Raw genomic sequence first — 22,595 nt, 5'->3', positions numbered from 1 at the left:
GGGCCGTGGCCCGGGCTTCACGGGCAACCCCGCCCGGCCGCCGGGGTGTTGTACGACCGCGCGGTGTGCCGTCGGCGCGACGAGGGGGCCGTCGTCCAGGGCGAACGGCAGCATGCCTGAGCCGTCCGGCGGTCTCGAGGTCTTCGGGGCAGCCCTGAAGACGTTCCGGGAACGTGCCCTGTTCACCCAGGAGCAGCACGCCGGCCCGTGTGACCCTCCCGGCCGGGCGGGGCGGCGTATCTTGATCCGTATGGCGACGACTCCGCTGCTGCCCGACTCCCGTACCGAGCCGGACGGTTCGGCCGTGGTCAGGGTGCTGAGTTACAACGTCCGTTCGCTGCGGGACGACACCGGTGCGCTCGCCCGGGTGATCACCGCCTGCGCGCCCGACCTGGTGCTGATCCAGGAGGCGCCGCGGTTCTTCCGGTGGCGCAAGAAGCTGGCGCGGCTCGCCTCCGCCTCCGGACTGGTCACGCTGTCCGGGGGCGCCACGGCCGCCGGGCCCGCCGTCCTGTGCTCCCTGCGGGCGACCGTCGAGCGCACCGAGGACGTGCTGCTGCCGCTCACCCCGGGGCTGCACCGGCGCGGCTTCGCCACCGCCGTCGTACGGTTCGGCGGCGCCCGGCTCGGGGTGCTGAGCTGCCATCTGTCGCTGGCGAAGGACGAGCGGTACGAGCAGGGCGGCATGCTCCTGGACCGGCTCGCCGGGATGGGCGTGGAACACGCGGTCGCGGGCGGTGACGTCAACGAACGGCCGGACGGCCGCACCTTCCGGCGGCTGGGCGGCTCCCTCACGGACTGCTGGGCGGCCGCGCCCTGGGGCGGTGAGTACACCTCGACGCCCACCGAGCCGCATCAGCGCATCGACGCCCTGTTCGTCACGGAGGGCGTCGAGGTCCTGGGCTGCGGCGTCCCGCTCGACCAGCCCGGGGTGGACGGAGCCGACCTGAGGGCGGCCACCGACCACCTGCCGGTCCTGGCCGCCCTCAGGGTGCCGGCGGCCGCGTAGACCGCGTGGGCCGGGCGGGTGCGGGACCGCTCTCAGACCACCGCGCCGCGGCCGGGATCGTCGTCGTCCTCGTCGCCGGTGCGCATCCGCATCACCAGGGTGGCGAAGCCGCCCAGGAAACCGCCGATGCAGAGCGTGGTCAGCCCCCAGCTCATCTCCCAGCCGAGCAGGATCGCCAGCAGGAGCAGCACCGGGCCGCCCAGCACCCCCAGCCAGGCGAGCTTGGAGGTGAGGTCGGACTCGGGCAGCGGCGGCGGCTCCGGAGGCACGAAGTGGCCCTCGTCGCCGTCGTCGAAGTCGTCGTCGGAGGATGCGGACAGGCTGTAGTCGCGCGGGCCCACGCCCGGTGCGAAGGCGACGGAGCCGCCCAGCGGCTTGGCCGGCTTCTCCCCGGTCTTCGCCGGGGTCTCGGCCTGCGCCGGCCCCTCGTCATTGGTCTCGGCCTCCAGCAACGCCAGATCCTCGACCGACTTGAACGGCTTGGCGCCCGCCGGATCCGGCGGCTCCTCCCCGTACCCGGCGACGATCGCCGCCCACGCGGCGTCCTCGTCGAAGGGAACGTCCTGTTCCTCCGGCTCCCGGCCGTCACGGCCCCGGTCGACCTCGCGCGCCTCCCGGTCCTCACGCCCTTCGCGGTCCTCGCGCTCCGAGTCGTGCTCAGCCACCTGTGGTCGTCCCTTCCTTGCCGAGACCGGGCTCGCCGACGGCGCCGGGTGCGAGCCGGCCGATGAACGCGGTGCTCTCCCGGAAGATCCGCTCCGCGTCGTAGTCCAACGTCGCCACGTGGTAGCTCTGTTCCAGCAGGATCTCCGTCACGTCGAGCGACGAGACCCGGCCGAGGATCCGGGCCGAGTCCGCGGGCGGCACCACATGGTCCTGCGGGCTGCGCAGCAGCAGCAGCGGCTGGGTGACCTGGGGCAGTTCGCCGTCGAGCAGCCGCAGGAAGGTGCGCAGGGAGTGGGCCGCGTGCAGCGGCACCCGGTCGTACCCCAGCTCCGTGACCGACGGGTCCGCGATGTCGCTCGCGATCCCCCTCGTCGAGGGCACCAGATGCCGGACCACGGGGAGCGCGTGCGCGGTCAGTCCGTGCACCTTGTTCGCCGGGTTGACGACCACGACGCCGCTCACCGCGTCGCCGTGCCGCGCGGCCAGCCGCAGGGCGAGCGCGCCGCCCATGGACAGGCCGGCCACGAACACCCGCGCGCACCGGTCCCGCAGCAGCCGCAACTCGCGGTCCACCTCCGCGTACCAGTCCTGCCAGCCGGTCACCCGCAGGTCCTGCCAGCGGGTGCCGTGCCCGGGGAGCAGGGGCAGCGAGACGGTCAGGCCGTGCTCGGCGAAATGCTCCGCCCAGGGACGCAGCGACTGCGGCGAACCGGTGAAGCCGTGGCAGAGGAGGACCGCGGTCTCCCCGCCCTCATGGTGATACGGCTCGGCTCCGGTCAGGAGCGGCACCTTGGCCTCCCGGTCTGAAAGTCGTAAGAGTCGTAGGAGTCGTGCAGCAGTCGTACAGAGGGGCTGGACGCCATGACGGTCATGGCACGGGTGTCATGGGTCGCGCCCGCACGCGAGGTGCAGGACCTTCACCGTACGCGACCGCACTGACACCGACCAGGGCCGTCGGAGCCATTGACGGTCCCCCGGGATATGGTCTGACCCACACCCACAGGAAGGCACTCGGTTGTTGTACGGCACGATGAAGTTCACCATCGGAGGGTCACTGAAGCTCGCCTTCAGGCCCTGGGTGGACGGCCTGGAGAACGTACCCGCCGACGGCCCGGCCATTCTGGCCAGCAATCACCTGTCGTTCTCCGACTCCTTCTTCCTGCCGGCCGTGCTCGACCGCAAGGTCACCTTCATCGCCAAGGCCGAGTACTTCACCGGCCCGGGTGTCAAAGGCAAGCTCACGGCCGCCTTCTTCAAAGGCGTGGGCCAGCTCCCGGTCGACCGCTCCGGCGCGCGCGGCGCGGGCGAGGCGGCGATCAAGAGCGGGATAGAGGTCATCGAGCGCGGTGAGCTGTTCGGCATCTACCCCGAGGGCACCCGCTCGCCCGACGGGCGTCTCTACCGGGGCAAGCCCGGCGGTCTCGCGCGCGTGGCGCTGGCCACCGGCGCGCCCGTGATACCCGTCGCCATGATCGACACGGAGAAGGTCCAGCCGCCCGGGAAGGTCGTCCCGAAGCTGATCCGGCCGGGCATCCGCATAGGCAAGCCGTTGGACTTCAGCCGCTACCACGGCATGGAGCACGACCGTTTCGTGCTCCGCGCGGTGACCGACGAGGTCATGTACGAGATCATGAAGCTCTCCGGCCAGGAGTACGTCGACATCTACGCGACCGCCATGAAGCGGCAGCTCGCGGACGCGGCCAAGGCCGAGAGGGAAGCGGAGAAGGCCGAGAGGGAAGCCGAGAAGGCGGAGAAGAAGGCGCAGCGGGACGAGGCCGCCGAGCAGCAACGGTCCGATCCCTAGGTCCGTCAGCGGACCCGGGCGGGAGTGGGGGAGGACATGCCCAGGGGCGGGAAGGTCATGAGGATGTCGGTCGAGCAGCCGCTGTGGCGCGCGCTCACCGGCTACCGGGTCCTGGCCATGGTCTACGCGGTCGGCCTGTTCGCCACCGCCCACGACGAGTTCGAGCGCCCCTGGCTCGCCGTGGCCTACTTCGCCGTACTGGCCGTGTGGACCCTGGCCACCCTGCCCCGGGTCGCGAACGCCGACCGCTGCACCAAGCCCTTCCTCACCGCCGACCTGACCGTCGCACTCGTCGGCATCCTGCTCACCCCCGTCGCCGACGCCCACGAGCGGATCCAGGCGGGCGGCCCGACCATGCCGTCGATCTGGACCGCCGGCGCGGTGCTCGCCTTCGCCATCAAGGGCGGCTGGCGCTGGGCGGCCCTCGCCTCCACCCTGGTCGCCGTCGCCAACTTGGTCGAGCGCGGCGGCCCCGCCCGCGACACCGTGCACAACGTGATCCTCGTCTGGGTCGCCTCCATCGCCATCGGCTACGTCGTCGAGGTCGCCCGCGCCTCCGAGCGCACCCTCGCCCGCGCCCTGGAGATCGAGGCCGCGACGAGGGAGCGGGAGCGGCTCGCGCGGGACATCCACGACGGCGTGCTCCAGGTGCTCGCGATGGTGCAGCGGCGCGGCGCGGTGATCGGCGGCGAGGCGGCCGAACTGGGCCGGATGGCCGGCGAACAGGAGGTGGCGCTGCGCACCCTGGTCTCCGGCGGCCTGGTGCCCGTACCCAGGGCCCCGCGGGACACGACCGGGAAAGAGGCGGCACGCGCCGCGGGCGACACCGCCGGAGCGGCCGGGGGCGGCCCGGAGAGCGGTACCGGGGACGGCCCCGTCGACCTGCGTGCCCTGCTCGCCCCGTATGCCGGTGCCCTGGTCAACCTGGCCGAACCCGGGGCGCCGGTGCCGCTCCCGCCGGCCGCCGCACGGGAGGTCGCCGCCGCCGTCGGGGCCGCCCTGGACAACGTGCGCAAGCACGTCGGGCCGGACGCCCGCGCGTGGATCCTGGTCGAGGACGAACCGGACGAGGTGATCGTCACCGTCCGCGACGACGGGCCCGGCATCCCCGAGGGCCGGCTCGTCCAGGCCGAGGGCGAGGGCCGGCTCGGGGTGGCCCTGTCGATCCGCGGACGGCTGCGCGACCTCGGCGGCAGCGCGGAACTGATCTCGGTGCCGGGCCAGGGCACGGAGGTCGAGCTGAAGGTGCCCAAGGACCCGAAGGACACGAAGGACCCGAAGGAAGCGGACGACCCGCGGGGGAAGGCGGAACAGCGATGACGGACACGGCAGCCGAACGGGGGACCGGCCAGGACCCGGTCAAGGTGATGGTGGTCGACGACCACCCCATGTGGCGCGACGCCGTCGCCCGCGACCTGTCCGAGTCCGGCTTCGCGGTGGTCGCCACCGCCGGTGACGGCGACCAGGCCGTGCGCCGCGCCAGGGCCGCCGCCCCCGACGTCCTCGTCCTCGACCTGAACCTGCCCGGCAAGCCCGGTGTCCAGGTCTGCAAGGAGGTCGTCGCCGCGAACCCCGCCCTGCGCGTGCTGGTGCTCTCGGCGAGCGGTGAGCACGCCGACGTCCTGGAAGCGGTGAAGTCGGGTGCCACCGGCTATCTGCTGAAGTCGGCCTCGACCCAGGAGCTCCAGGACGCGGTGCGCCGTACGGCGGCCGGCGACCCGGTGTTCACCCCGGGCCTGGCCGGGCTGGTCCTCGGCGAGTACCGGCGGCTGGCCTCCGACCCGGCGCCCGCCCCGGAGAGCGGCGGAACCAAGGCGCCCCGGCTGACCGACCGGGAGACCGAGGTGCTGCGCCTGGTCGCCAAGGGCCTCAGCTACAAGCAGATCGCCGAACGGCTCGTCATCTCCCACCGCACGGTGCAGAACCACGTCCAGAACACCCTCGGCAAGCTTCAACTGCACAACCGCGTGGAACTCGTCCGCTACGCCATAGAACGCGGCCTCGACGACGAGTAGGGCCCGCCCGGCCCCGGCCGCGCACCCCACTTCAGCCCCGCATATTCACGTATTCACGCATGAGGCGACAAGCCCGGCACGACCCCCGGAGGGACCCCGTGGAAATCCTCGCGTTCGGTGTGCAGTCCGACGAGAAGCCCATGATCGAACGGGCCTTCCGGGGCCACCACGAGGTCCATGGCCTGGACGTCTTCCTCGACGAGGACACCGCCCTCATCGCGGCCAGCCACGAGGTGATCTCCACCAGCGTCAACTGCGACCTCGGCGCCGGGGTCCTGGAGAACCTGGCGGCCGGCGGCACCCGGATGATCGCCCAGCGGTCCACCGGCTTCAACAACATCGACCTGAAGACGGCCGAGCGGCTCGGCCTGACGGTCGCCCGGGTGTCGTACTACTCGCCCCACTCGGTCGCCGAGTTCGCCTGGACCCTCGCCATGGCGGTCAACCGCCGTATCGTCCGCGCCTCCACCCGCACCCGCGACTTCGACTTCCGCCTCGACGGCCTGATGGGCCGCGACATGCACGGCCGCACCGCCGGCGTCCTCGGCACCGGCAAGATCGGCGAGGCGTTCGCCCGGATCGCGCACGGCTTCGGCATGCGGCTGCTCGGCTGGGACGTCGCCGAGAACCCCGCCTGCCGGGGACTCGGCATGACCTACGTCCCCAAGGAGCAGCTGCTCGCCGAGTCCGACCTGGTCAGCCTGCACGTCCCGCTGCTGCCGGAGACCCTCCACCTGATCGACGGAGCCGCCCTGCGGACGATGCGGGACGACGCGATCCTGGTGAACTCCAGCCGCGGCGGACTCGTCGACACCGCCGCCCTCGTCACCGAGCTGCGCGCGGGCCGCTTCACCGGCGTCGGACTGGACGTGTACGAGGCGGAGGCGGGCCTGTTCTTCCTCGACAAGTCCCTGGAGGCCGTCGAGGACGACACCCTGGCCCGCCTCGTCACCTTCCCCAACGTCCTGGTGACGTCCCACCAGGCGTACTACACCGTGGACGCCGTCAACCAGATCATCGAGACCACGGTGCGCAACGTCCTCGACTACACCGCGGGCCGGCGCTCGGAGAACGTCCTGGTGCCGCGGAGCTGACCCATCAGCTCCGCGACGAGCGCCGCGCCGTTCAGGGTGAGCACCGACTCGGGGTGGAACTGCAGCGAGGCGAAGCCGGGGCCGCGCAGGGCGTGCACCTCGCCGTTCGCCGCGCGGCTCACCTCGATGCCGTGCGCGGCCAGTTCCGCCGCGGCCTCGTCGTCGCACCGGGCGACGAAGCTGTTGTAGAAGCCGACCGTCTCCGGCCGCCCGAACAGGTCGATCGTGGTCTGCGCCCCCTGGTACGGCACCTCCTTGCGGACCGTGTCGAGACCCAGCTCGGCCGCGATCAGCTCGTGGCCGAGGCAGACGCCGAGGAGGCCGTGCCGGTGGTCCCTGATCACCGCGGCGGTCAGGCCGCGCAGGAACCGCATCTTCGCGTCGGCCGGGTCGGACGGGTCACCGGGGCCGGGCCCCAGCACCACGGGCCCCTCGTGCGCGAGCACCGTCTCCCGCAGCCCCGGTTCGTCGTACCGCCGGACGGTGACCGCGAGCCCCGAGGAGCGCAGCACATGCGCGAGCATCGCCGTGAAGGTGTCCTCCCCGTCGACGACCAGGGCGTGTCCCGCCGGTCCTGCGAGTCCCGCCCCTCCCGCCGGCGCGGCCGACGGCTCCCGCATCCGCAGCCAGAACGGCGCCAGTGAGGCCCGCCGCCCGTCCAGCGCCGCCCGCACCCGCGGGTCGTCGGCCAGCCGCGGCCGCACGGACTCCTCGCGCGGCCGTCCCGGGAGCACCCCCAGCGCGGTCAGCACCCCGGCCGCCTTCGCATGGGTCTCGGCGACCTCGCCCGCCGGATCCGAGCCCCGCACCAGGGTGGCGCCGACCGGCACCCGCAGCCGCCCCGCCGCGTCGATGTCGGCGGTGCGGATGAGGATGGGGGAGTCGAGGGTCTGCGCTCCACCCGCGTCCCGGCCGAGCAGCGCCAGCGCGCCCGCGTAGTACCCGCGCCCGGCGCCGTCCCGCCCGAGGGGCTCGTACCGCCGGATCACCCGGCAGGCGTTCTGCACCGGCGACCCGGTGACGGTCGCGGCGAACATGGTCTCCTTCAGCACCTCCCGCACGTCCAGCGAGGACCGGCCGCGCAGCTCGTACTCGGTGTGGGCGAGGTGCGCCATCTCCTTCAGCCGGGGCCCGACCACGACCCCGCCCATGTCGCCGACGGTGCACATCATCTTGAGCTCCTCGTCGACGACCATCGACAGCTCCTCGATCTCCTTGCCGTCGGCGAGGAAGTCCAGCAGGTGCTCGGGGGTCGGCCCCCCGGCCGGGTAGCGGTAGGTGCCGCTGATCGGGTTCATCACGACGGTCCCGCCGGACGCCCGCACATGCACCTCGGGGCTCGCCCCGACCAGCGTCCTCCCTCCCGCCTCCCGCCCTGTGTGCACCACGAACGTCCAGTACGCGCCCCGCTCGCCCTCCAGCAGCCGCCGGAACAGCGCCAGCGCGTCGGCCCGCCCGAATCCGGGGATCTCCCCCTCGTAGGTCCGCCGGATCACGAAGTTGGCGCCCTCGCCCCGCCCGATCTCCTCCCGCAGCACCCGTCCGACGATCTCGGCGTACGCGTCGTCGTCGACGTCGAAGCCGCCGCCCTCGACCCGCACGCCGTGCGCGGGCAGCTGCTCGAGGGCGGTGGCGAGCGGGATCTCGTGGCGCTCCTCGGGGGTCAGCACCAGCAGCGGGGTGCCGTCGTCGTGCACGTCGAAACCGCGCTCCCGGATCTGCCGGAAGGGGACGAGCGCCAGCCCCTCGTCGGGCAGGTCGGCCAGCCGGTCACGGGGGCTGACGGGGCCGAGCAGCAGCTCCACCACGGTGTCGTCGTGGCCGGGGGTGCGGCGGCGCAGCAGGGCGAACGGTCGGGGATCGTCCAGCAGGTCGAGCAGGTTCATGGGTCGTGGTCCCTCGGTGACGGAGGGCCGACCGGGGCGCCGCGGGGGCCGCGAACGCCGAAGGCCGCCCCTCGGGCGGCCTTCGCGGAGTCTTGTGTACGCGCGATGAGTCAGTGGGCCGCCGGAGAAGCGGTCCACCACCAGTTGCGGGCGGAAGGGTTCTGAACCGAACCGTTCCGGGTCGAAAGCGCGAACATGCGAGCACCCTAGCGCACGTCTTCCGCCCGGCCCCCGGATGTCCACGGAGAGCATTTCCTGTCTCACTTGCTGGGCATGGCCCGGAAGGCGCCATCCCACCCCGTAATGTTGAGACGTGACCGTGAACGCTAAGACCAGCCCGAGCGCTGGCAACACCTGGCGAGATCTGCCCGCGGCGCAGCAGCCCGAGTACCCCGACACCGAGGCTCTGCGCGCCGTCATCGCGGACCTCGAGTCGTATCCACCGCTCGTCTTCGCGGGCGAGTGTGACCAGCTGCGCGCCCGAATGGCGGCCGTCGCCAAGGGAGAGGCGTTCCTCCTCCAGGGCGGCGACTGCGCCGAGTCCTTCGACGCGGTGTCCGCCGACCACATCAGGGCCAAGCTCAAGACACTGCTCCAGATGGGCGCCGTACTGACGTACGCCGCGTCCGTGCCCGTCGTGAAGGTGGGCCGGATCGCCGGCCAGTACTCCAAGCCGCGCTCCAAGTCGACCGAGACCCGCGACGGCGTGACCCTGCCCACCTACCGTGGCGACTCCGTCAACGGCTTCGACTTCACCGAAGAGGCCCGCGTCCCGGACCCCGAGCGGCTGAAGCGGATGTACAACGCCTCGGCCTCCACGCTGAACCTGGTGCGCGCCTTCACCACCGGCGGCTACGCCGACCTGCGCCAGGTGCACGCCTGGAACCAGGACTTCGTGAAGTCGTCCCCGTCCGGCCAGCGCTACGAGCAGCTCGCCCGCGAGATCGACCAGGCGCTGAACTTCATGCAGGCCTGCGGGGTCGAGCCGGAGGAGTTCAAGACCGTCGAGTTCTTCTCCTCGCACGAGGCGCTGCTGCTGGACTACGAGTCGGCGCTGACCCGCGTCGACTCGCGCACCGGACAGCTGTACGACGTCTCCGCGCACATGGTGTGGGTCGGCGAGCGCACCCGGCAGCTGGACCACGCGCACATCGAGTTCGCCTCGAAGATCCGCAACCCGATCGGCGTCAAGCTCGGCCCGACCACCACGGCCGAGGAGGCGCTGCAGTACATCGAGCGGCTCGACCCCGAGCGTGAGCCGGGCCGGCTCACCTTCATCGTCCGGATGGGCGCGGACAAGATCCGCGACAAGCTGCCCGAGCTGGTCGAGAAGGTCACCGCCTCCGGTGCCACCGTCGCCTGGGTGACCGACCCGATGCACGGCAACACCTTCGAGGCGGCCTCCGGGCACAAGACCCGCCGCTTCGACGACGTGCTCGACGAGGTGAAGGGCTTCTTCGAGGTCCACAAGGAGCTCGGCACCCACCCGGGCGGCATCCACGTGGAGCTCACCGGCGACGACGTCACCGAGTGCGTGGGCGGCGGAGACGAGATCTTCGTCGACGATCTGCACCAGCGCTACGAGACCGCCTGCGACCCCCGGCTGAACCGCAGCCAGTCGCTGGACCTGGCGTTCCTCGTCGCCGAGATGTACCGGGACCAGTAACACCGCTCATCTGCCGGAACGGCGAGGGGTGGGGTACGGATCACACAGGATCCGTACCCCACCCACTTTTCTGCCCCCCGAGCGGCAGGTAAGGTTAGGTTTGCCTCACCGATCAGGGGTCGGTGCGGCACGGCCCCGCACTACATCGGGAGGTGGACCGCGTGTTCGTCTGCAGTTGCTTCGGAGTGACCGAAGAGCAGGTGAGGAGCCACGCGGACGCCGGGGCCTGCACCCCCCGGCAGATCGCCTCCGCCTGCAAGGCGGGCACCGACTGCGGCGGCTGCGTGCGACGCATCCAGGCCCTGCTCGGGCGTGGCGCCTGCCCCCGCCGGCAGCCGGCCGGCCAGGACCGTCCGCCCCTCACCGCGGAACTCCCCGAAGCCGCATAGGCCCGGTCGTCCCGGTGGGCCGGGAACCCGCTCTAGTGGGTCGAGAACCCGCTCGTCCCCGGACCCGAGGAGTCGGGCTGCGACTGCTCGATCACCGTCGACAGGTACAGCGCCTCGCCCAGCTTCTCGATGAGCTCCAGCTGGGTGTCCAGGTAGTCGATGTGGTGCTCCTCGTCGGCGAGGATCGCCTCGAAGATGTTGGCGGACGTGATGTCGTTCTTGTTGCGCATGACCTCCACGCCGCGGCGCAGGCGGTCGATGGCCTCGACCTCGATCTGCCGGTCGGCCTGGAACATCTCCGTCACCGTCTGCCCGACCTGGACGTGGAAGAGCCGCTGGTAGTTGGGCAGGCCGTCGAGGAGCAGGATGCGGTCGGTGAGGACCTCCGCGTGCCGCATCTCGTCGAAGGACTCGGCGCGCGTGTACTCGGCGAGCTTGGTCCAGCCTTTGTGGTCCTGCAGCTTCGAGTGCAGGAAGTACTGGTTGATCGCGGTCAGCTCGGCGGTCAGCTGCTCGTTGAGGAATTCGATGACCTCGGGGTCGCCCTGCATCGCAGTGGCTCCTTCCACACGGATGAACGGGCCGGATGCGCCGCATGATTCCACCGACCGAGAAGATCGTCCAGTAAGTACGTACTTACTGAGTAGGTGTGGATTCACCCACGTTCGGAATGTATTGTCCGACTTCATGGGGCCCCGGTCTGATGCGTCACACCGGGTCTGTCAGGATGGAAGCATGGGGCAGTCGGCGGAACGCGAATCGGGGGAGCGCACAGCAGAGGAAGCGGCGAGGTTCGAGCTTCCGCCGGGGCAGCGACTGCAGAAGGGCTGGCCGGTCACGCACTACGGGCCCGTCCCCAGGTTCCGGCCCGAGCGCTGGGAGTTCAGGGTGTTCGGCGCCACCGCCGACGGCGGCAAGCACTGCTGGAACCACGAGGAGTTCACGGCCCTGCCGTACCACAGCGTGGTGGCCGACCTGCACTGCGTCACGAAGTTCAGCATGCTCGGCGCCGAATGGGGCGGCATCCCGGCCCGTACCCTCCTGGAACTCGCCCCGCCCGCGCCCGACGTCACCCATGTGATGGTGTGGGCCGAGTACGGGTACAGCTCCAACCTGCGGCTGGCGGACTTCTCGTCCGAGCGGACGCTCTTCGCCACGCACAAGGACGGCGAACTGCTGACCGCCGAGCACGGGTTTCCGCTCCGGTTGATCGTTCCCCACCTCTACGCCTGGAAGGGGCCGAAGTGGGTCCGCGGAGTGGAGTACATGACCGCCGACCGCCGAGGCTTCTGGGAGGAGCGCGGCTACCACAACATCGGCGACCCCTGGAAGGAACAGCGCTACTCCTACCAGGAGGAGCCCGGGGAGGGCCCCGAACTCTGACCGGGGCCGGGCCCGCGGGCCCCTGACCCGCGGCTCAGGAGTCCCGGCCCCGGAGTTTCTTCAGACGCTCCACGTCCGCCGCGTGCCCCTCCCTGCCGCCGGGGGTCTCGATGATCAGGGGCACGCCCTCGGTCGCCGGATGCGTCATCAGCGCGCGGAACGGGTCCTCGCCGATGTGGCCGGCGCCGATGTTCGCGTGACGGTCCTTGTGCGCGCCGACCACGTCCATGGAGTCGTTGGCGTGGATGAGCTTCAGCCGGCCCTCGCCGACCGTGTCCACCAGCAGATCCAGCGTCCGGTGCATCCCGTCCGGCCCGGTCAGGTCGTGGCCGGCCGCGAAGACATGGCAGGTGTCCAGGCAGACACCCAGCTTCGGATGGGCGTCCAGCACCTCGAAGTACGGACCGAAGTCCTGGACCAGCGAGCACAGGGAGGCGCCCTGGCCGGCCGTCGACTCCAGCAGCAGGAACGGGTCGTCCTCATGGGTGAGCTCATCGAGCAGCGGCAGCAGGTGCTCCCGCACCTGCCGCAGCGCCACCGGCCGCTCCCGTCCGCCGGTCGCGCTGCCGGTGTGCACCACCACGCCCAGCGCCCCGATCTCGCGCCCGCGCCGCAGCGAGTGGCGCAGCGACCCGACGGACCGTTCGGCGGTCGCCCGGGTGTGGGACCCGAAGTTGATCAGGTACGGGGCGTGCACGTACGCCGGGATCGACTCGGCCGCACACGCCTCGCGGAAGGCCGCGTCCTGCTTCGGGTCGCCGGTCGGCGTCGCCCAGCCGCGCGGGTTGGCGACGAAGACCTGGACGGCCTCCGCGCGCAGCTCACGGGCGTAGGACAGACCGACGGAGTGCAGACCGCCGGCCACGGGGACGTGGCCGCCGACCGGGTTGCGGGCAGGACCGGACAGGTGACTCTTCACCCTTCCAGGGTGTCATGCCCCGGGTCTCCGAAGCCCCTGAGCCCCCCCGTCAGCGGATCTTGAGGGTGATCGTCGAGCCCTTGGGCGCGGTCTCCCCGCCGGGCACCGACTGGGCCTTGACGGTGTCGCCGAACAGACCGAGCAGTCCGCGGTCCTCCTCGACCCGGAACCCGGCGCCCTCCAGCTTCCCGGTGGCCTCGTCCACACTGTCGCCGACCACGTCCGGGACCGGGACCATCTCGGGCCCCTTGGACAGCGTCAGCGTCACGCCGTCCCCCTCGGCGGCCTCACGGCCGGCCTCCGGGCTCTGCAGGGCCACCCGGCCCGCCTCGTGCTCGGAGGTGACCCGCTCGGCGGCGATGCTCACCTTCAGCCCGGCCTCCTCCAGCGCGGCGCGCGCTTCGTCCAGGGCCTGGCCGACCACCTCGGGGACGTCCACCGGGCTGCCCTTGCTCACGGTGAGCGCCACCGCCGAGCCCGCACGGACCTTCGTTCCCTTGCCCGGCCCGGTGGAGACCACGAAGCCCTTGGCCACGTCCGCGCTGAACTCCTGGGTGACCATGCCCGGCTCCAGGCCCGCGTCCTTCAGCACGGACCGCGCCTTGTCCAGCCGGTAGCCGTCGACATCGGGCACCCGCACGGTCTGCGGCCCCTTGGAGAGGGTGAGCGAGACCGAGTCGGTGCCGCGGATGCGGGCGCCCGTCCTCGGATCCGTGCTGATCACCGTGCCCCGCTCCACGGTGTCGCTGTACGCCTCCTCGACCCGGCCGACGCCCAGGCCGGCCTCCGCCAGCCGCTCCCGGGCCTCCTTCTCGGTCTTCGCCAGCAGCGGCGGAACCTCGGTGAACTGGCCGGAGTTGATGTACCACACGCCCACCCCGGCGCCCAGCACCAGCAGCACGGCGACGACGACCGCCAGCGGGCCGCGCCGCAGCAGCGGACCACGCGGCGACACACCGCGCCGGGGCGGCAGCGCCGGGGACTGGAGCCGACTGGTGTGACCGTCCTCGTCGCCGGGCAGCGGGCGGGACGGGGGTCCCCCCGCGCGTGGGGGTCCCCCCGCTCGAGCGAAGCCGAGAGTGGGGGAGAAGCCGAGAGTGGGGGACGTGAGCGCGCGCGGGATGACGCTCGTACGGTTCTCGGCGCCCCGGACGGGCCGGTCCTCCGAGGTCAGCGCCTGCGGCGGCATCGTGTCCAGCTGCTCGTCGTCGAGTCCGCCGCGCGCCTCGCGGACCTGGGCGAGGAGCGCCACCGCGTCGTACGGGCGGACCTCCGGGGTGCGCGCGGTCGCCGAGGCGACCAGCTCGTCCAGCGGGTACGCCATCCCGGGGACGACGGCCGAGGGGGGCGGCACGTCGTCGTGCAGGTGCTTGTAGAGCACGATCGCGGGGGAGTCGCCGTCGTGCGGCTTCTCGCCGGTCAGCATCTCGTACAGCAGGATGCCGCACGCGTACACGTCCACCCGGGGGTCGGCGCTGCCGCTCTCGATCTGCTCCGGCGCCAGGTAGGAGACCGTGCCCAGCACGGTGCCGGTGGTGTTCGTCACCGTGTCCACGGCCCGGACCAGCCCGAAGTCGGCGACCTTGACCCGGCCGTCGTCCCCGATCAGCACGTTCTCCGGCTTCATGTCCCGGTGCACGAACCCGGCCCGGTGCGCGGCGCCGAGCGCGGCCAGCATCGGCTCCAGGATGTCCAGCGCGGCCCGCGGCTGCAGCGCACCGCGCTCGCGCAGCACGTCCCGCAGGGTGCAGCCGGCGATGTACTCCATCGCCAGGTAGACGTAGGCCCCGTCGGTGCCCTGGTCGAAGACCTGGACCACGTTCGGATGGGCCAGCCGGGCCACCGACTTCGCCTCGCGGATGAACCGCTCGACGAAGGAGCCGTCGGCGGCGAGCGCCGGGTGCATCACCTTGAGCGCGAGCACGCGGTCCAGCCGGGTGTCCACGGCCCGGTAGACCGTGGCCATCCCGCCGACCGCGATACGCGCCTCGACGCGGTACCGGCCGTCGAGCAACTGCCCGACCAGAGGGTCCTGAAGGGTCGTGTCCACCCTGGGAGTCTACGAGGAGCCCCCGACGGCGCCGACCGGATCGGTCCGGATCGGTCCGGAACGGTCCCGGACCGGGGCACGACTGCAGCCGACCTGTGACGCACCCCACGAAGGGAGACCCCTGCGCCCACCGGCCCCGCCGGCCCCCGCGGCGGCCGGCGCGACCCGGCCGCACGGCCGCCGACGGCGCCCGGTCCTCACGGGGAGCCCCTCCGCCTCTCGACCGACCGGAAAGGGGCGGTGCGCGGGCGGGAGAACACCCTCAGAACGCCGGCCGCTCCGGATCCAGCGCGGCGAGCCCCTCCGCGGGAGAGGACGCCTCGGCGAAGTGCCGCCGCGGGATCCGCCCCGCCCGCCGGGCCAGCCGCCCCGCCTCGACCGCGCTCCGCATGGCGGCGGCCATCAGCACCGGCTCCTGCGCCCGCGTCACCGCCGAGGCGAGCATCACCCCCGCACACCCCAGCTCCATCGCCAGCGCCGCGTCCGACGCCGTACCGGCGCCCGCGTCCAGGATCACCGGCACGCGCGCGTGCTGCGTGATCAGCTCGAAGTTGTGCGGGTTGCGGATCCCGAGTCCCGACCCGATCGGCGAACCGAGCGGCATGACCGCCGCGCAGCCGACGTCCTCCAGCTTCCGTGCCAGGACCGGGTCGTCGTTGGTGTACGGCAGCACCGTGAACCCGTCGTCGACCAGGGTCTCGGCCGCCTCCAGCAGCTCGACGGGGTCCGGCAGCAGGGTGCGCTCGTCGGCGATGACCTCCAGCTTGACCAGGTCCGTGCCGAGCGCCTCCCGCGCGAGACGGGCGGTGAGCACCGCCTCCCCCGCGGTGAAACAACCCGCCGTGTTCGGCAGCACCCGGATGCCGAGCCTCTCCAGCACCGAGAGCACCGAGCCGTGCACCGAGGGGTTCACCCGCCGCATCGCGACGGTCGTCAGCTCGGTCCCGGACGCCACCAGCGCCCGCTCCAGCACCTCGAGGCTGGGCGCCCCGCCGGTGCCCATGATCAGCCGGGACGTGAAGGACGTACCGCCGAGGACGAACGGATCGTCGGCCATGGTCAGCCTCCCTGCACGGCGGTCAGGACTTCCACCCGGTCCCCCTCGGCGAGGGGCGTGAGCGGCCACTGCGCGCGCGGGACGACCGTTTCGTTGAGGGCGGCGGCCACCCCGGAGTGCGCCTCGGTGAGCGTGCCGACCAGCGCGTCCAGCGCCGTGCCGGGAGCCACCTCGCGCGGCTCCCCGTTGACCGAGACGGTGACCGGGGCGTGCGCGGGAGTGTGCGTCGACGTGTCCACGGGAGTGTTCATGCGGGCTGCTCCGTGAGTGCGGCGGCGGTCGCGGTGAACCGCCGGGGGGTGAAGGGGCGGGCCTGTGCCGGGAGTTCACCGGTGGCCAGGAACTCCGCCAGGACGTCGCCGGTGACCGGAGTGAGCAGTACGCCGTTGCGGTGGTGCCCGGTCGCCAGGACCAGCCCCTCGAGCCCGGACGGGCCGAGCAGGGGCGCGTTGTCGGGGGTGCCGGGGCGCAGCCCGGCCCGGCTCTCGGTGAGCGGCAGCTCGGTGATGCCGGGGACCAGTTCGTGGGCGTCGCGCAGCAGCTCGTACACCCCGCCCGCGGTGACGGTGGTGTCCCAGCCCTGCTCCTCGCTGGTCGCCCCGACCACCAGCTCCCCGCTCTCGCGCGGCACCAGGTACACCTGGCTGCCCCGCACCACCGCACGCACCGTCCGGCTCAGGAACGGACCGAACCGGTCGGGCATCGCCAGCCGGAGCACCTGCCCCTTCACGGGACGCACGGGAGGCAGCAGCTCCGCGGGGACGCCCGCGAGCCGCCCGCTGAGACTGCCTCCGGCCAGCACCACCTGCCCGGCGGCCAGCCCGGCGCCGTCGGCGGTGACCACGCCCGTGGCCCGGTCCCCGGAGACGGTGAGCCGCTCGGCCCACGCCCGGCGCAGGACCACGCCGGCCCGCTCGCAGGCGGTCACCAGCGCCGCCGCCAGCCGCCGGGGGTCGATCTGGTGGTCGCCGTCCACCCGCAGCCCGCCGCGCACACCGGGGGCGAGCATCGGCTCCAGGCGACGGCACTCCCGCCCCGACAGCCACTGCGCGTCGAGCCCCGACTGCTGCTGCAGGGCGTGCAGTTCGCGCAGGTGGGCGCGGTCGTCGGCGTCCAGCGCGACCGCGAGCGTGCCGCACCGGCGGTAGCCGAGGTCGTGGCCGGTGGCCTCGGTGAGCTCGGCCGCGAAGTCGGGGTAGCGGAGCGCGGAGGCGAGGTTCAGGCCGAGCAGGGTCTGCTCGCCGTAGTGCAGTTCCGTGACGGCGGCCAGCATCCCGGCGGCCACCTGGGCGGCGCCGCCGCCCGGCTCGGGGTCCAGCACGGTCGTGGCCAGCCCGCGCTGCGCGGCCCGCCAGGCCGTGACCAGGCCGATGACGCCGCCCCCGACGACGAGGACGTCGGGGGAGCGCTGCGAGGTGTGTGTGGGCGGCATGGGCGTCCAGCCCCTCCCTTCGCCGGCATGACCCGGATCAGGTTCATACGGTCGGAGGCCGCCAGCCTCCCTCTCAGCCCGGTGCGTCCGGGCTCCCGCGCGTGTCTTACGTTGGCCACCCTAGCCCTCGGAACAACGAACGTGTAGGGAGCCTTCGCATGGCCGGTTCGCTCGACGGTCTCGTCCTCGCCCCCGTCGCCGACCAGGCGCCGGGCCAGGTCGGCACCCGCACCCGGTTCACGTACCACGAGCAGGACGGCGGGATCTGGGCCGAGTACGCGGGCGGCGACGTCCTCCGCGGGTACCTGGTGGGCACCCGTGAGGGGGACCGGCTGGACTTCCGGTACGTGCAGCTCAAGCAGGACGGCACCACGTCCTCGGGGCACTGCGTGTCCACGGTCGTGGAGCTGCCCGACGGGCGGGTGCGGCTGGAGGAGGCCTGGGAGTGGGAGTCGCAGCCGGGCAGCGGGACCAGCGTCGTGGAGCAGCTCACGGGATCCTGAGCCCGACTGACCGACTGACCGACTGACCGACTGACCGGTGGTCAGGTGGTCAGGTGTCTATGGTGATCAGGTGAGTGAGCAGACGCAGCAACGGGGACCGTCCGAGCCGCGACGCGTGGTGGTGGCGGGGGCCGGAATGGCCGGCGTGCAGACCGCCGTCGCCCTCCGGGAGCAGGGATTCACCGGCACGGTGACGCTGATCGGCGCCGAACCCCACCAGCCGTACGACCGGCCTCCCCTGTCCAAGGCGGTGCTGCTCGGCAAGGCGGAGGGCTCCGCCTTCGACGTCGACTTCGAGGCGCTCGGCGTCGAACTGCGGCTCGGCTGCGAGGTGCTCGGGCTGCGCCCCGCCGACCACGAACTGGACACGGAGGCCGGGCCGGTCCCCTACGACGTCCTGGTCGTCGCGACCGGTGCCGAACCGGTCCGGCTGCCGGGCGCCGACGGGGTGCCGGGCGTCCATCTGCTGCGCACCCTGGACGACGTCGAACGGCTGCGGCCGGTGCTCGCGGGCCGCCGGGACATCGTGGTCGTCGGAGCCGGCTGGATCGGCGCGGAGTTCGCCACGGCGGCGCGCGAGGCGGGCTGCGCGGTCACCGTCGTGGAGGCGGCCGACCGGCCGCTGGCCGGGGCGCTGCCCGCCGAGGCGGCCGCCCCGATGGCCGCCTGGTACGACGACGCGGGGGTGGTGCTGCGCACCCGTGCGCGGGTGGCGCGCGTCGAGCCCGGCGCGGTGGTGCTGGACGACGGCTCGCGGCTGTCCGCGGGCGCCGTCGTCGTCGGAATCGGGGCCCGCCCCGCCACCTCCTGGCTGGCCGGCTCCGAGGTCGAGCTCGGCGAGCACGGTGACGTGGTCGCCGACCCGCACCTGACGACCTCCGCGCCGGACGTGTACGCGGTCGGCGACTGCGCGTCCTTCCCCTCGGGGCGGTACGGGGAACGCCTGCTGGTGCACCACTGGGACAACGCCCTGCAGGGCCCGCGCACGGTCGCGGCGAACATCCTCGGGGCGGCCACCGGCGAACCTCCGGCGGTGTACGACCCGGTGCCGTACTTCTGGTCCGAGCAGTTCGGCCGCTTCGTCCAGTACGCCGGGCACCACGCGGGCGCCGACCGGACGGTGTGGCGCGGGGACGCCGACGGACCGGCCTGGACGGTCTGCTGGCTCCGGGAGTCCCGGCTGGTGGCGCTGCTCGCGGTGGGCCGCCCCCGCGACCTGACCCAGGGGCGCCGGCTGATCGAGGCGGGCACGGTGCTGGACGCGGAGCTGCTGGCCGACCCGGCGCGGCCGCTGAAGTCGGCGAAGGGGTGAGCCGCGGCCCCCGGGCGGAGGGGCTCGGCTTCCGACTGTCGGTGCCAGATGGCACGCTTGTCCCGTGACCGAGATTGACGCAAAGATCGATGCTCTCGTCCCCGCCTGGCTCACCCTGCCCGACATCGCCGAGATGCTCGGCGTCGAGGTGACGCGCGTCCGGCAACTGGTCAAGGAGGGCCAGCTCATCGCCGTACGCCGAGGTGAGAACCGCGCACTGCAGGTCCCCGCCGCCTTCATCGACGAGGACAAGGTCGTCAAGGGCCTCTCCGGCACCCTGACGCTCCTGCGGGACGACGGTTTCACGGACGAAGAGATGCTGGAATGGCTCTTCACCCCCGACGAGAGCCTGCCGGGCACGCCCGCGCAGGCGCTGAGCGAGAACCGCGGCACGGAGGTGAAGCGCCGCGCCCAGGCGCTCGCCGTCTGAGCCCGCGACGAGACAGCCGGAGCCCGGCTCGTGCCCGCATCGGGGCGGGAGGCCGCGTCCGGCTGTGAACCGCCGCCCGGCGCCGCTCTCCCAGGGCGCCGGGCCCGGGCCCGCGACCGTCCGGCCCGGCCGCCACCGACACACGGGGGGACACCCGCATGCCAGCCACTGCCGCAGGCGCCACCGCAGGTACCGCAGGGACCGCCGCGCGCGCCCAGCTCTCCGACGCCCTGCTCTACCTCTGCACCGACGCCCGCACACGGCAGGGCGATCTCGCGGAGTTCCTGGACGCGGTGCTGGCCGGCGGTGTCGACATCGTGCAGCTGCGGGACAAGGGCATGGAGGCCGGCGAGGAGCTGGAGCACCTGGCGGTCCTCGCGGACGCCTGCGCCCGGCACGGCAAGCTGCTCGCGGTGAACGACCGCGCGGACGTCGCCCACGCCGCCGGCGCCGACGTACTGCACCTCGGCCAGGGCGACCTCCCCGTCCCCGCGGCCCGGGCCCTGCTGGGCGAGGACGTCCTGATCGGCCGCTCCACGCACGCCGAGTCCGAGGCGGCCGCGGCAGCCGTGCAGGAGGGCGTGGACTACTTCTGCACCGGCCCCTGCTGGCCCACCCCCACCAAGCCCGGCCGCCACGCCCCCGGCCTCGGCCTGGTCCGGTACGCCGCCGCCCTCGGCACCGACCGCCCCTGGTTCGCCATCGGCGGCATCGACCTCGGCAACCTCGACGAGGTGCTGGAGGCCGGCGCCCGCCGGGTCGTCGTCGTACGGGCCATCACCGAGGCGGACGACCCGGGCGCGGCGGCGGCCGAGTTCGCGAAGCGGCTGCGGGCGGCATCCGGCGCCCAGTGACCGCGTTCGTCTCAGGTTTGTCCAAGGGGTGGACGAGAAAGCGGCCAATCGGGCAAATAACCCTCATTCGGTTGGGGGAGCGTCGCCCCCTGGCTAACCTGCCGGTATGGCCCTCGGAACCGCATCGACCAGGACTGACCGCGCACGCACCGTGCGCGACATGCTCGCCACCGGAAAGACGACGTACTCGTTCGAGTTCTCGGCGCCGAAGACCCCCAAGGGTCAGCGGAACCTCTGGAGCGCGCTGCGCCGGGTCGAGGCGGTCGCCCCGGACTTCGTCTCCGTCACCTACGGCGCCGGGGGCTCCACCCGCGCGGGCACGGTCCACGAGACCGAGCAGATCGTCGCGGACACCACCCTCACCCCGGTCGCCCACCTCACCGCGGTCGACCACTCCGTCGCCGAACTGCGCAACATCATCGGCCAGTACGCCGACGCCGGGATCCGCAACATGCTCGCCGTGCGGGGCGACCCGCCCGGCGACCCGATGGCCGACTGGATCCCGCACCCGCAGGGGCTGACCTACGCCGCCGAACTCGTCCGGCTCATCAAGGAGTCGGGTGACTTCTGCGTCGGTGTCGCCGCCTTCCCGGAGATGCACCCGCGGTCGGCCGAGTGGGACACGGACGTCGCGCACTTCGTCGACAAGTGCCGGGCGGGCGCCGACTACGCGATCACCCAGATGTTCTTCCACCCCGAGTCGTACCTGCGCCTGCGTGACCGGGTCGACGCGGCGGGTTGCGACACGCCGGTGATTCCCGAGGTCATGCCGGTGACCAGTGTGAAGATGCTGGAGAGGTTGCCGCAGCTCAGTAACGCGTCGTTCCCGGATGCCCTGAAAGAGAGGATCCTCGCAGCGGCGGACGATCCGGCGGCGGTACGCTCCATTGGCATCGAGTTCGCCACGGAGTTCTGCGCGCGGCTGCTGGCCGAGGGAGTGCCCGGACTGCACTTCATCACGCTCAACAACTCCACGGCGACGTTGGAAATCTACGAGAACCTGGGCCTGCACCACCCGCTGCGGGCCTAGACCGGTCGCACCGGTGTACGACACACTGCGTAGCGGCCGCTGGGAGAGGGGCGTACATGGGCTGGACGGTCCTCTACATCGCGTTCGGCGTGGTCGCGTTGTGGCTGCTCGGCGAGGTGTTGCTGCAGTACAAGGCACGCCTGCGCTGGCGGCTGCTCGCCTTCGCCGGCTTCCTGGGCGTCGTGCTCGGTGTGCTGATCCAGGCCGTCCTCGTCATCGGACTGGGCGCCGTGGCCTTCGCGATCGGCCAGACCTACGTCACCCTGTCGTTCCGCCGCGGCTTCGCGGCGGGCTGGGCGGTCAACGCCCCGGCGCTGGCCGCCGTCAAGGGCGGCCGGGGCGACCGCGGGCGGCAGGAACCGACCCTGGAGGTCTCCGGACTGGAGGCCACCGGCGACGGCCACGGCAGCGAGGACGGCTACGGCGACGAGGCCGCCGCCGCCTACCGCACGGCCCGGAACACCTACACCGTGGACGACTACGACCACGACGACGTGTTCACCCCGGCGCGCACCGAGCAGCAGACGGCCGCCGAGACCACCGCCGTCTACGAGCCGCAGCCGCTGCCCGACGACACCGGCTCGTACGGCGTCTACGGAGACAGCGGCGGCAACGGCGGCAACGACGACCAGGGGTACGGCACCCCGGCCCAGGACCAGTACGCGGCGACCGCGCAGAGCCCCGACCAGGGCTACGCCACTGACCAGAACTACGCCTACGACTACTCCGGTTACGGCCAGCAGCAGGCCGCCTACGACAGCACGGGCCAACAGCAGCAGTACGCCGCCTACTCCGACCCGTACATCGGCAACTCGAGCTACGGCGACGCCTCGTACGGCACCGGTTACGCCGACCCGCAGCAGTACGGCCAGCAGGGGTACGGCCAGGACCAGTACGGCGACGGCGCCTACGGCGGCGAGACCCCGGCCGGCGGCCTGTGGGTTCCGCAGCAGCGCAACGCCGACGACCTGTACGGCGGTGAACTCCCGCAGGAGCAGCCGTATCCGTACCAGGGCGACGGCCAGACGGGCCAGACTCCCGGGAACGGCTACGACGAGCAGCAGCAGTACCGTTACTGATCCGCGGGCGTCCCCGT

At 72.6% G+C, this 22,595-nt stretch carries 24 protein-coding genes and 1 riboswitch; of the genes, 14 read left to right on the top strand and 10 right to left on the bottom strand.

Annotated features, from left to right (window positions below; translation table 11 throughout):
• The first annotated feature begins 250 nt into the window (after positions 1-250).
• Positions 251-1,009, top strand: a complete 759-nt coding sequence (locus ACWEQO_RS01690) for an endonuclease/exonuclease/phosphatase family protein (protein WP_361450422.1) — start codon at positions 251-253, stop codon at positions 1,007-1,009.
• A gap of 32 nt (positions 1,010-1,041) precedes the next feature.
• Here the strand turns inward: ACWEQO_RS01690 and ACWEQO_RS01685 are convergent, their stop codons facing one another.
• Complete coding sequence (locus ACWEQO_RS01685; RefSeq protein WP_361450425.1) at positions 1,042-1,674, bottom strand: hypothetical protein; 633 nt, start codon at positions 1,672-1,674, stop codon at positions 1,042-1,044.
• Entirely contained in the window at positions 1,667-2,464 is a 798-nt protein-coding gene (locus tag ACWEQO_RS01680; protein WP_361450428.1) for an alpha/beta hydrolase, read from the bottom strand. The genes ACWEQO_RS01685 and ACWEQO_RS01680 overlap by 8 nt, the downstream gene beginning before the upstream one ends.
• Before the next feature lie 241 nt (positions 2,465-2,705).
• Here ACWEQO_RS01680 and ACWEQO_RS01675 point away from each other — a divergent pair, with 241 nt between their 5' ends.
• From ACWEQO_RS01675 to ACWEQO_RS01660, 4 genes are all read left to right on the top strand, one after another.
• The gene (locus tag ACWEQO_RS01675) at positions 2,706-3,479 is read left to right on the top strand and encodes a lysophospholipid acyltransferase family protein (protein ID WP_361450431.1); all 774 of its coding nucleotides are present in this window, start codon (positions 2,706-2,708) and stop codon (positions 3,477-3,479) included.
• Between the two features lie 36 nt (positions 3,480-3,515).
• Positions 3,516-4,799 (top strand): MacS family sensor histidine kinase, encoded by a 1,284-nt coding sequence (macS, locus tag ACWEQO_RS01670; protein ID WP_452977708.1) that lies wholly within the window; start codon positions 3,516-3,518, stop codon positions 4,797-4,799.
• Positions 4,796-5,494, top strand: coding sequence for a response regulator transcription factor (locus tag ACWEQO_RS01665; protein WP_361450437.1), 699 nt, complete (start codon positions 4,796-4,798; stop codon positions 5,492-5,494). Before macS ends, ACWEQO_RS01665 begins: the two co-directional genes overlap by 4 nt.
• A 98-nt stretch (positions 5,495-5,592) precedes the next feature.
• A complete protein-coding gene (locus tag ACWEQO_RS01660; protein ID WP_452977704.1) occupies positions 5,593-6,588 on the top strand; it encodes a 2-hydroxyacid dehydrogenase in 996 nt (331 codons plus the stop codon).
• Here the strand turns inward: ACWEQO_RS01660 and ACWEQO_RS01655 are convergent.
• Together ACWEQO_RS01655 and ACWEQO_RS01650 are read right to left on the bottom strand one after the other, a co-directional pair.
• A complete protein-coding gene (locus ACWEQO_RS01655; RefSeq protein WP_452977701.1) occupies positions 6,540-8,474 on the bottom strand; it encodes an anthranilate synthase family protein in 1,935 nt (644 codons plus the stop codon). The two genes, ACWEQO_RS01660 and ACWEQO_RS01655, sit on opposite strands and share 49 nt — an antisense overlap.
• 110 nt (positions 8,475-8,584) lie before the next feature.
• Positions 8,585-8,671 carry a trp operon leader peptide gene (locus ACWEQO_RS01650; protein ID WP_361450881.1) on the bottom strand — a complete coding sequence of 29 codons (87 nt, stop codon included), beginning with the start codon at positions 8,669-8,671 and terminating at the stop codon, positions 8,585-8,587.
• Between the two features lie 116 nt (positions 8,672-8,787).
• Here ACWEQO_RS01650 and ACWEQO_RS01645 point away from each other — a divergent pair, with 116 nt between their 5' ends.
• Both ACWEQO_RS01645 and ACWEQO_RS01640 read left to right on the top strand, forming a co-directional pair.
• Positions 8,788-10,140, top strand: a complete 1,353-nt coding sequence (locus ACWEQO_RS01645; protein ID WP_361450446.1) for a class II 3-deoxy-7-phosphoheptulonate synthase — start codon at positions 8,788-8,790, stop codon at positions 10,138-10,140.
• Positions 10,141-10,301: 161 nt separating this feature from the next.
• On the top strand, positions 10,302-10,529 hold the full coding sequence (locus ACWEQO_RS01640) for a (2Fe-2S)-binding protein (RefSeq protein ID WP_361450449.1): 228 nt from the start codon (positions 10,302-10,304) through the stop codon (positions 10,527-10,529).
• 32 nt (positions 10,530-10,561) lie between these two features.
• Here the strand turns inward: ACWEQO_RS01640 and bfr are convergent, their stop codons facing one another.
• The gene (gene bfr, locus ACWEQO_RS01635; RefSeq protein ID WP_109377894.1) at positions 10,562-11,080 is read right to left on the bottom strand and encodes a bacterioferritin; all 519 of its coding nucleotides are present in this window, start codon (positions 11,078-11,080) and stop codon (positions 10,562-10,564) included.
• Between the two features lie 184 nt (positions 11,081-11,264).
• Between bfr and ACWEQO_RS01630 the strand changes: the two genes are divergently transcribed.
• Positions 11,265-11,912, top strand: a complete 648-nt coding sequence (locus ACWEQO_RS01630) for a sulfite oxidase-like oxidoreductase (protein WP_361450453.1) — start codon at positions 11,265-11,267, stop codon at positions 11,910-11,912.
• 34 nt (positions 11,913-11,946) lie between these two features.
• Here the strand turns inward: ACWEQO_RS01630 and ACWEQO_RS01625 are convergent, their stop codons facing one another.
• The 5 genes from ACWEQO_RS01625 to thiO all read right to left on the bottom strand — a co-directional run bounded on the left by ACWEQO_RS01625 (position 11,947) and on the right by thiO (position 17,370).
• Positions 11,947-12,831 (bottom strand): deoxyribonuclease IV, encoded by an 885-nt coding sequence (locus ACWEQO_RS01625; RefSeq protein WP_452977696.1) that lies wholly within the window; start codon positions 12,829-12,831, stop codon positions 11,947-11,949.
• 49 nt (positions 12,832-12,880) lie between these two features.
• Positions 12,881-14,881, bottom strand: coding sequence for a Stk1 family PASTA domain-containing Ser/Thr kinase (pknB, locus tag ACWEQO_RS01620; protein WP_452977693.1), 2,001 nt, complete (start codon positions 14,879-14,881; stop codon positions 12,881-12,883).
• A 262-nt stretch (positions 14,882-15,143) separates the two neighbouring features.
• Complete coding sequence (locus tag ACWEQO_RS01615) at positions 15,144-15,938, bottom strand: thiazole synthase (RefSeq protein WP_452977690.1); 795 nt, start codon at positions 15,936-15,938, stop codon at positions 15,144-15,146.
• Between the two features lie 2 nt (positions 15,939-15,940).
• Positions 15,941-16,189: a sulfur carrier protein ThiS gene (gene thiS / locus ACWEQO_RS01610; protein WP_452977687.1), complete on the bottom strand. Its 249-nt coding sequence runs from the start codon at positions 16,187-16,189 to the stop codon at positions 15,941-15,943.
• Positions 16,186-17,370, bottom strand: a complete 1,185-nt coding sequence (gene thiO / locus ACWEQO_RS01605; RefSeq protein WP_361450468.1) for a glycine oxidase ThiO — start codon at positions 17,368-17,370, stop codon at positions 16,186-16,188. The genes thiS and thiO overlap by 4 nt, the downstream gene beginning before the upstream one ends.
• A riboswitch (TPP riboswitch) is annotated at positions 17,368-17,479 on the bottom strand. (Overlaps the previous gene by 3 nt.)
• 49 nt (positions 17,480-17,528) lie before the next feature.
• Here thiO and ACWEQO_RS01600 point away from each other — a divergent pair.
• The 6 genes from ACWEQO_RS01600 (at position 17,529) to ACWEQO_RS01575 (ending at position 22,578) form a co-directional block, all read left to right on the top strand.
• A complete protein-coding gene (locus tag ACWEQO_RS01600; RefSeq protein ID WP_452977684.1) occupies positions 17,529-17,873 on the top strand; it encodes a hypothetical protein in 345 nt (114 codons plus the stop codon).
• A gap of 70 nt (positions 17,874-17,943) precedes the next feature.
• Positions 17,944-19,185 carry an NAD(P)/FAD-dependent oxidoreductase gene (locus ACWEQO_RS01595; RefSeq protein WP_452977681.1) on the top strand — a complete coding sequence of 414 codons (1,242 nt, stop codon included), beginning with the start codon at positions 17,944-17,946 and terminating at the stop codon, positions 19,183-19,185.
• A gap of 64 nt (positions 19,186-19,249) precedes the next feature.
• Complete coding sequence (locus ACWEQO_RS01590) at positions 19,250-19,615, top strand: Rv2175c family DNA-binding protein (protein WP_202279643.1); 366 nt, start codon at positions 19,250-19,252, stop codon at positions 19,613-19,615.
• Positions 19,616-19,773: 158 nt separating this feature from the next.
• Positions 19,774-20,469 (top strand): thiamine phosphate synthase, encoded by a 696-nt coding sequence (gene thiE / locus ACWEQO_RS01585; protein WP_452977677.1) that lies wholly within the window; start codon positions 19,774-19,776, stop codon positions 20,467-20,469.
• A 106-nt stretch (positions 20,470-20,575) separates the two neighbouring features.
• Positions 20,576-21,499 carry a methylenetetrahydrofolate reductase [NAD(P)H] gene (metF, locus tag ACWEQO_RS01580; protein ID WP_361450479.1) on the top strand — a complete coding sequence of 308 codons (924 nt, stop codon included), beginning with the start codon at positions 20,576-20,578 and terminating at the stop codon, positions 21,497-21,499.
• A gap of 56 nt (positions 21,500-21,555) precedes the next feature.
• The gene (locus ACWEQO_RS01575; RefSeq protein WP_452977673.1) at positions 21,556-22,578 is read left to right on the top strand and encodes an SCO2102 family sporulation regulator; all 1,023 of its coding nucleotides are present in this window, start codon (positions 21,556-21,558) and stop codon (positions 22,576-22,578) included.
• The last annotated feature ends 17 nt before the right edge of the window (positions 22,579-22,595 follow it).

The sequence above is a fragment of the Streptomyces sp. NPDC004051 genome (assembly GCF_053604275.1).
The sequence above is the reverse complement of the archived record's forward strand: the minus strand, read 5'-3'. Positions and strand labels throughout refer to the sequence as shown.

Coding starts and splice junctions, on each gene's coding strand:
- metF (WP_361450479.1), top strand. CDS start 20,576: ATGGCCCTCGGAACCGCATCGACCAGGACTGACCGCGCACGCACCGTG.
- ACWEQO_RS01630 (WP_361450453.1), top strand. CDS start 11,265: ATGGGGCAGTCGGCGGAACGCGAATCGGGGGAGCGCACAGCAGAGGAA.
- thiO (WP_361450468.1), bottom strand. CDS start 17,370: ATGCCGCCCACACACACCTCGCAGCGCTCCCCCGACGTCCTCGTCGTC.
- thiS (WP_452977687.1), bottom strand. CDS start 16,189: ATGAACACTCCCGTGGACACGTCGACGCACACTCCCGCGCACGCCCCG.
- ACWEQO_RS01675 (WP_361450431.1), top strand. CDS start 2,706: ATGAAGTTCACCATCGGAGGGTCACTGAAGCTCGCCTTCAGGCCCTGG.
- ACWEQO_RS01575 (WP_452977673.1), top strand. CDS start 21,556: ATGGGCTGGACGGTCCTCTACATCGCGTTCGGCGTGGTCGCGTTGTGG.
- ACWEQO_RS01600 (WP_452977684.1), top strand. CDS start 17,529: ATGGCCGGTTCGCTCGACGGTCTCGTCCTCGCCCCCGTCGCCGACCAG.
- ACWEQO_RS01690 (WP_361450422.1), top strand. CDS start 251: ATGGCGACGACTCCGCTGCTGCCCGACTCCCGTACCGAGCCGGACGGT.
- thiE (WP_452977677.1), top strand. CDS start 19,774: ATGCCAGCCACTGCCGCAGGCGCCACCGCAGGTACCGCAGGGACCGCC.
- ACWEQO_RS01665 (WP_361450437.1), top strand. CDS start 4,796: ATGACGGACACGGCAGCCGAACGGGGGACCGGCCAGGACCCGGTCAAG.
- bfr (WP_109377894.1), bottom strand. CDS start 11,080: ATGCAGGGCGACCCCGAGGTCATCGAATTCCTCAACGAGCAGCTGACC.
- macS (WP_452977708.1), top strand. CDS start 3,516: ATGCCCAGGGGCGGGAAGGTCATGAGGATGTCGGTCGAGCAGCCGCTG.
- ACWEQO_RS01615 (WP_452977690.1), bottom strand. CDS start 15,938: ATGGCCGACGATCCGTTCGTCCTCGGCGGTACGTCCTTCACGTCCCGG.
- ACWEQO_RS01650 (WP_361450881.1), bottom strand. CDS start 8,671: ATGTTCGCGCTTTCGACCCGGAACGGTTCGGTTCAGAACCCTTCCGCC.
- ACWEQO_RS01655 (WP_452977701.1), bottom strand. CDS start 8,474: ATGAACCTGCTCGACCTGCTGGACGATCCCCGACCGTTCGCCCTGCTG.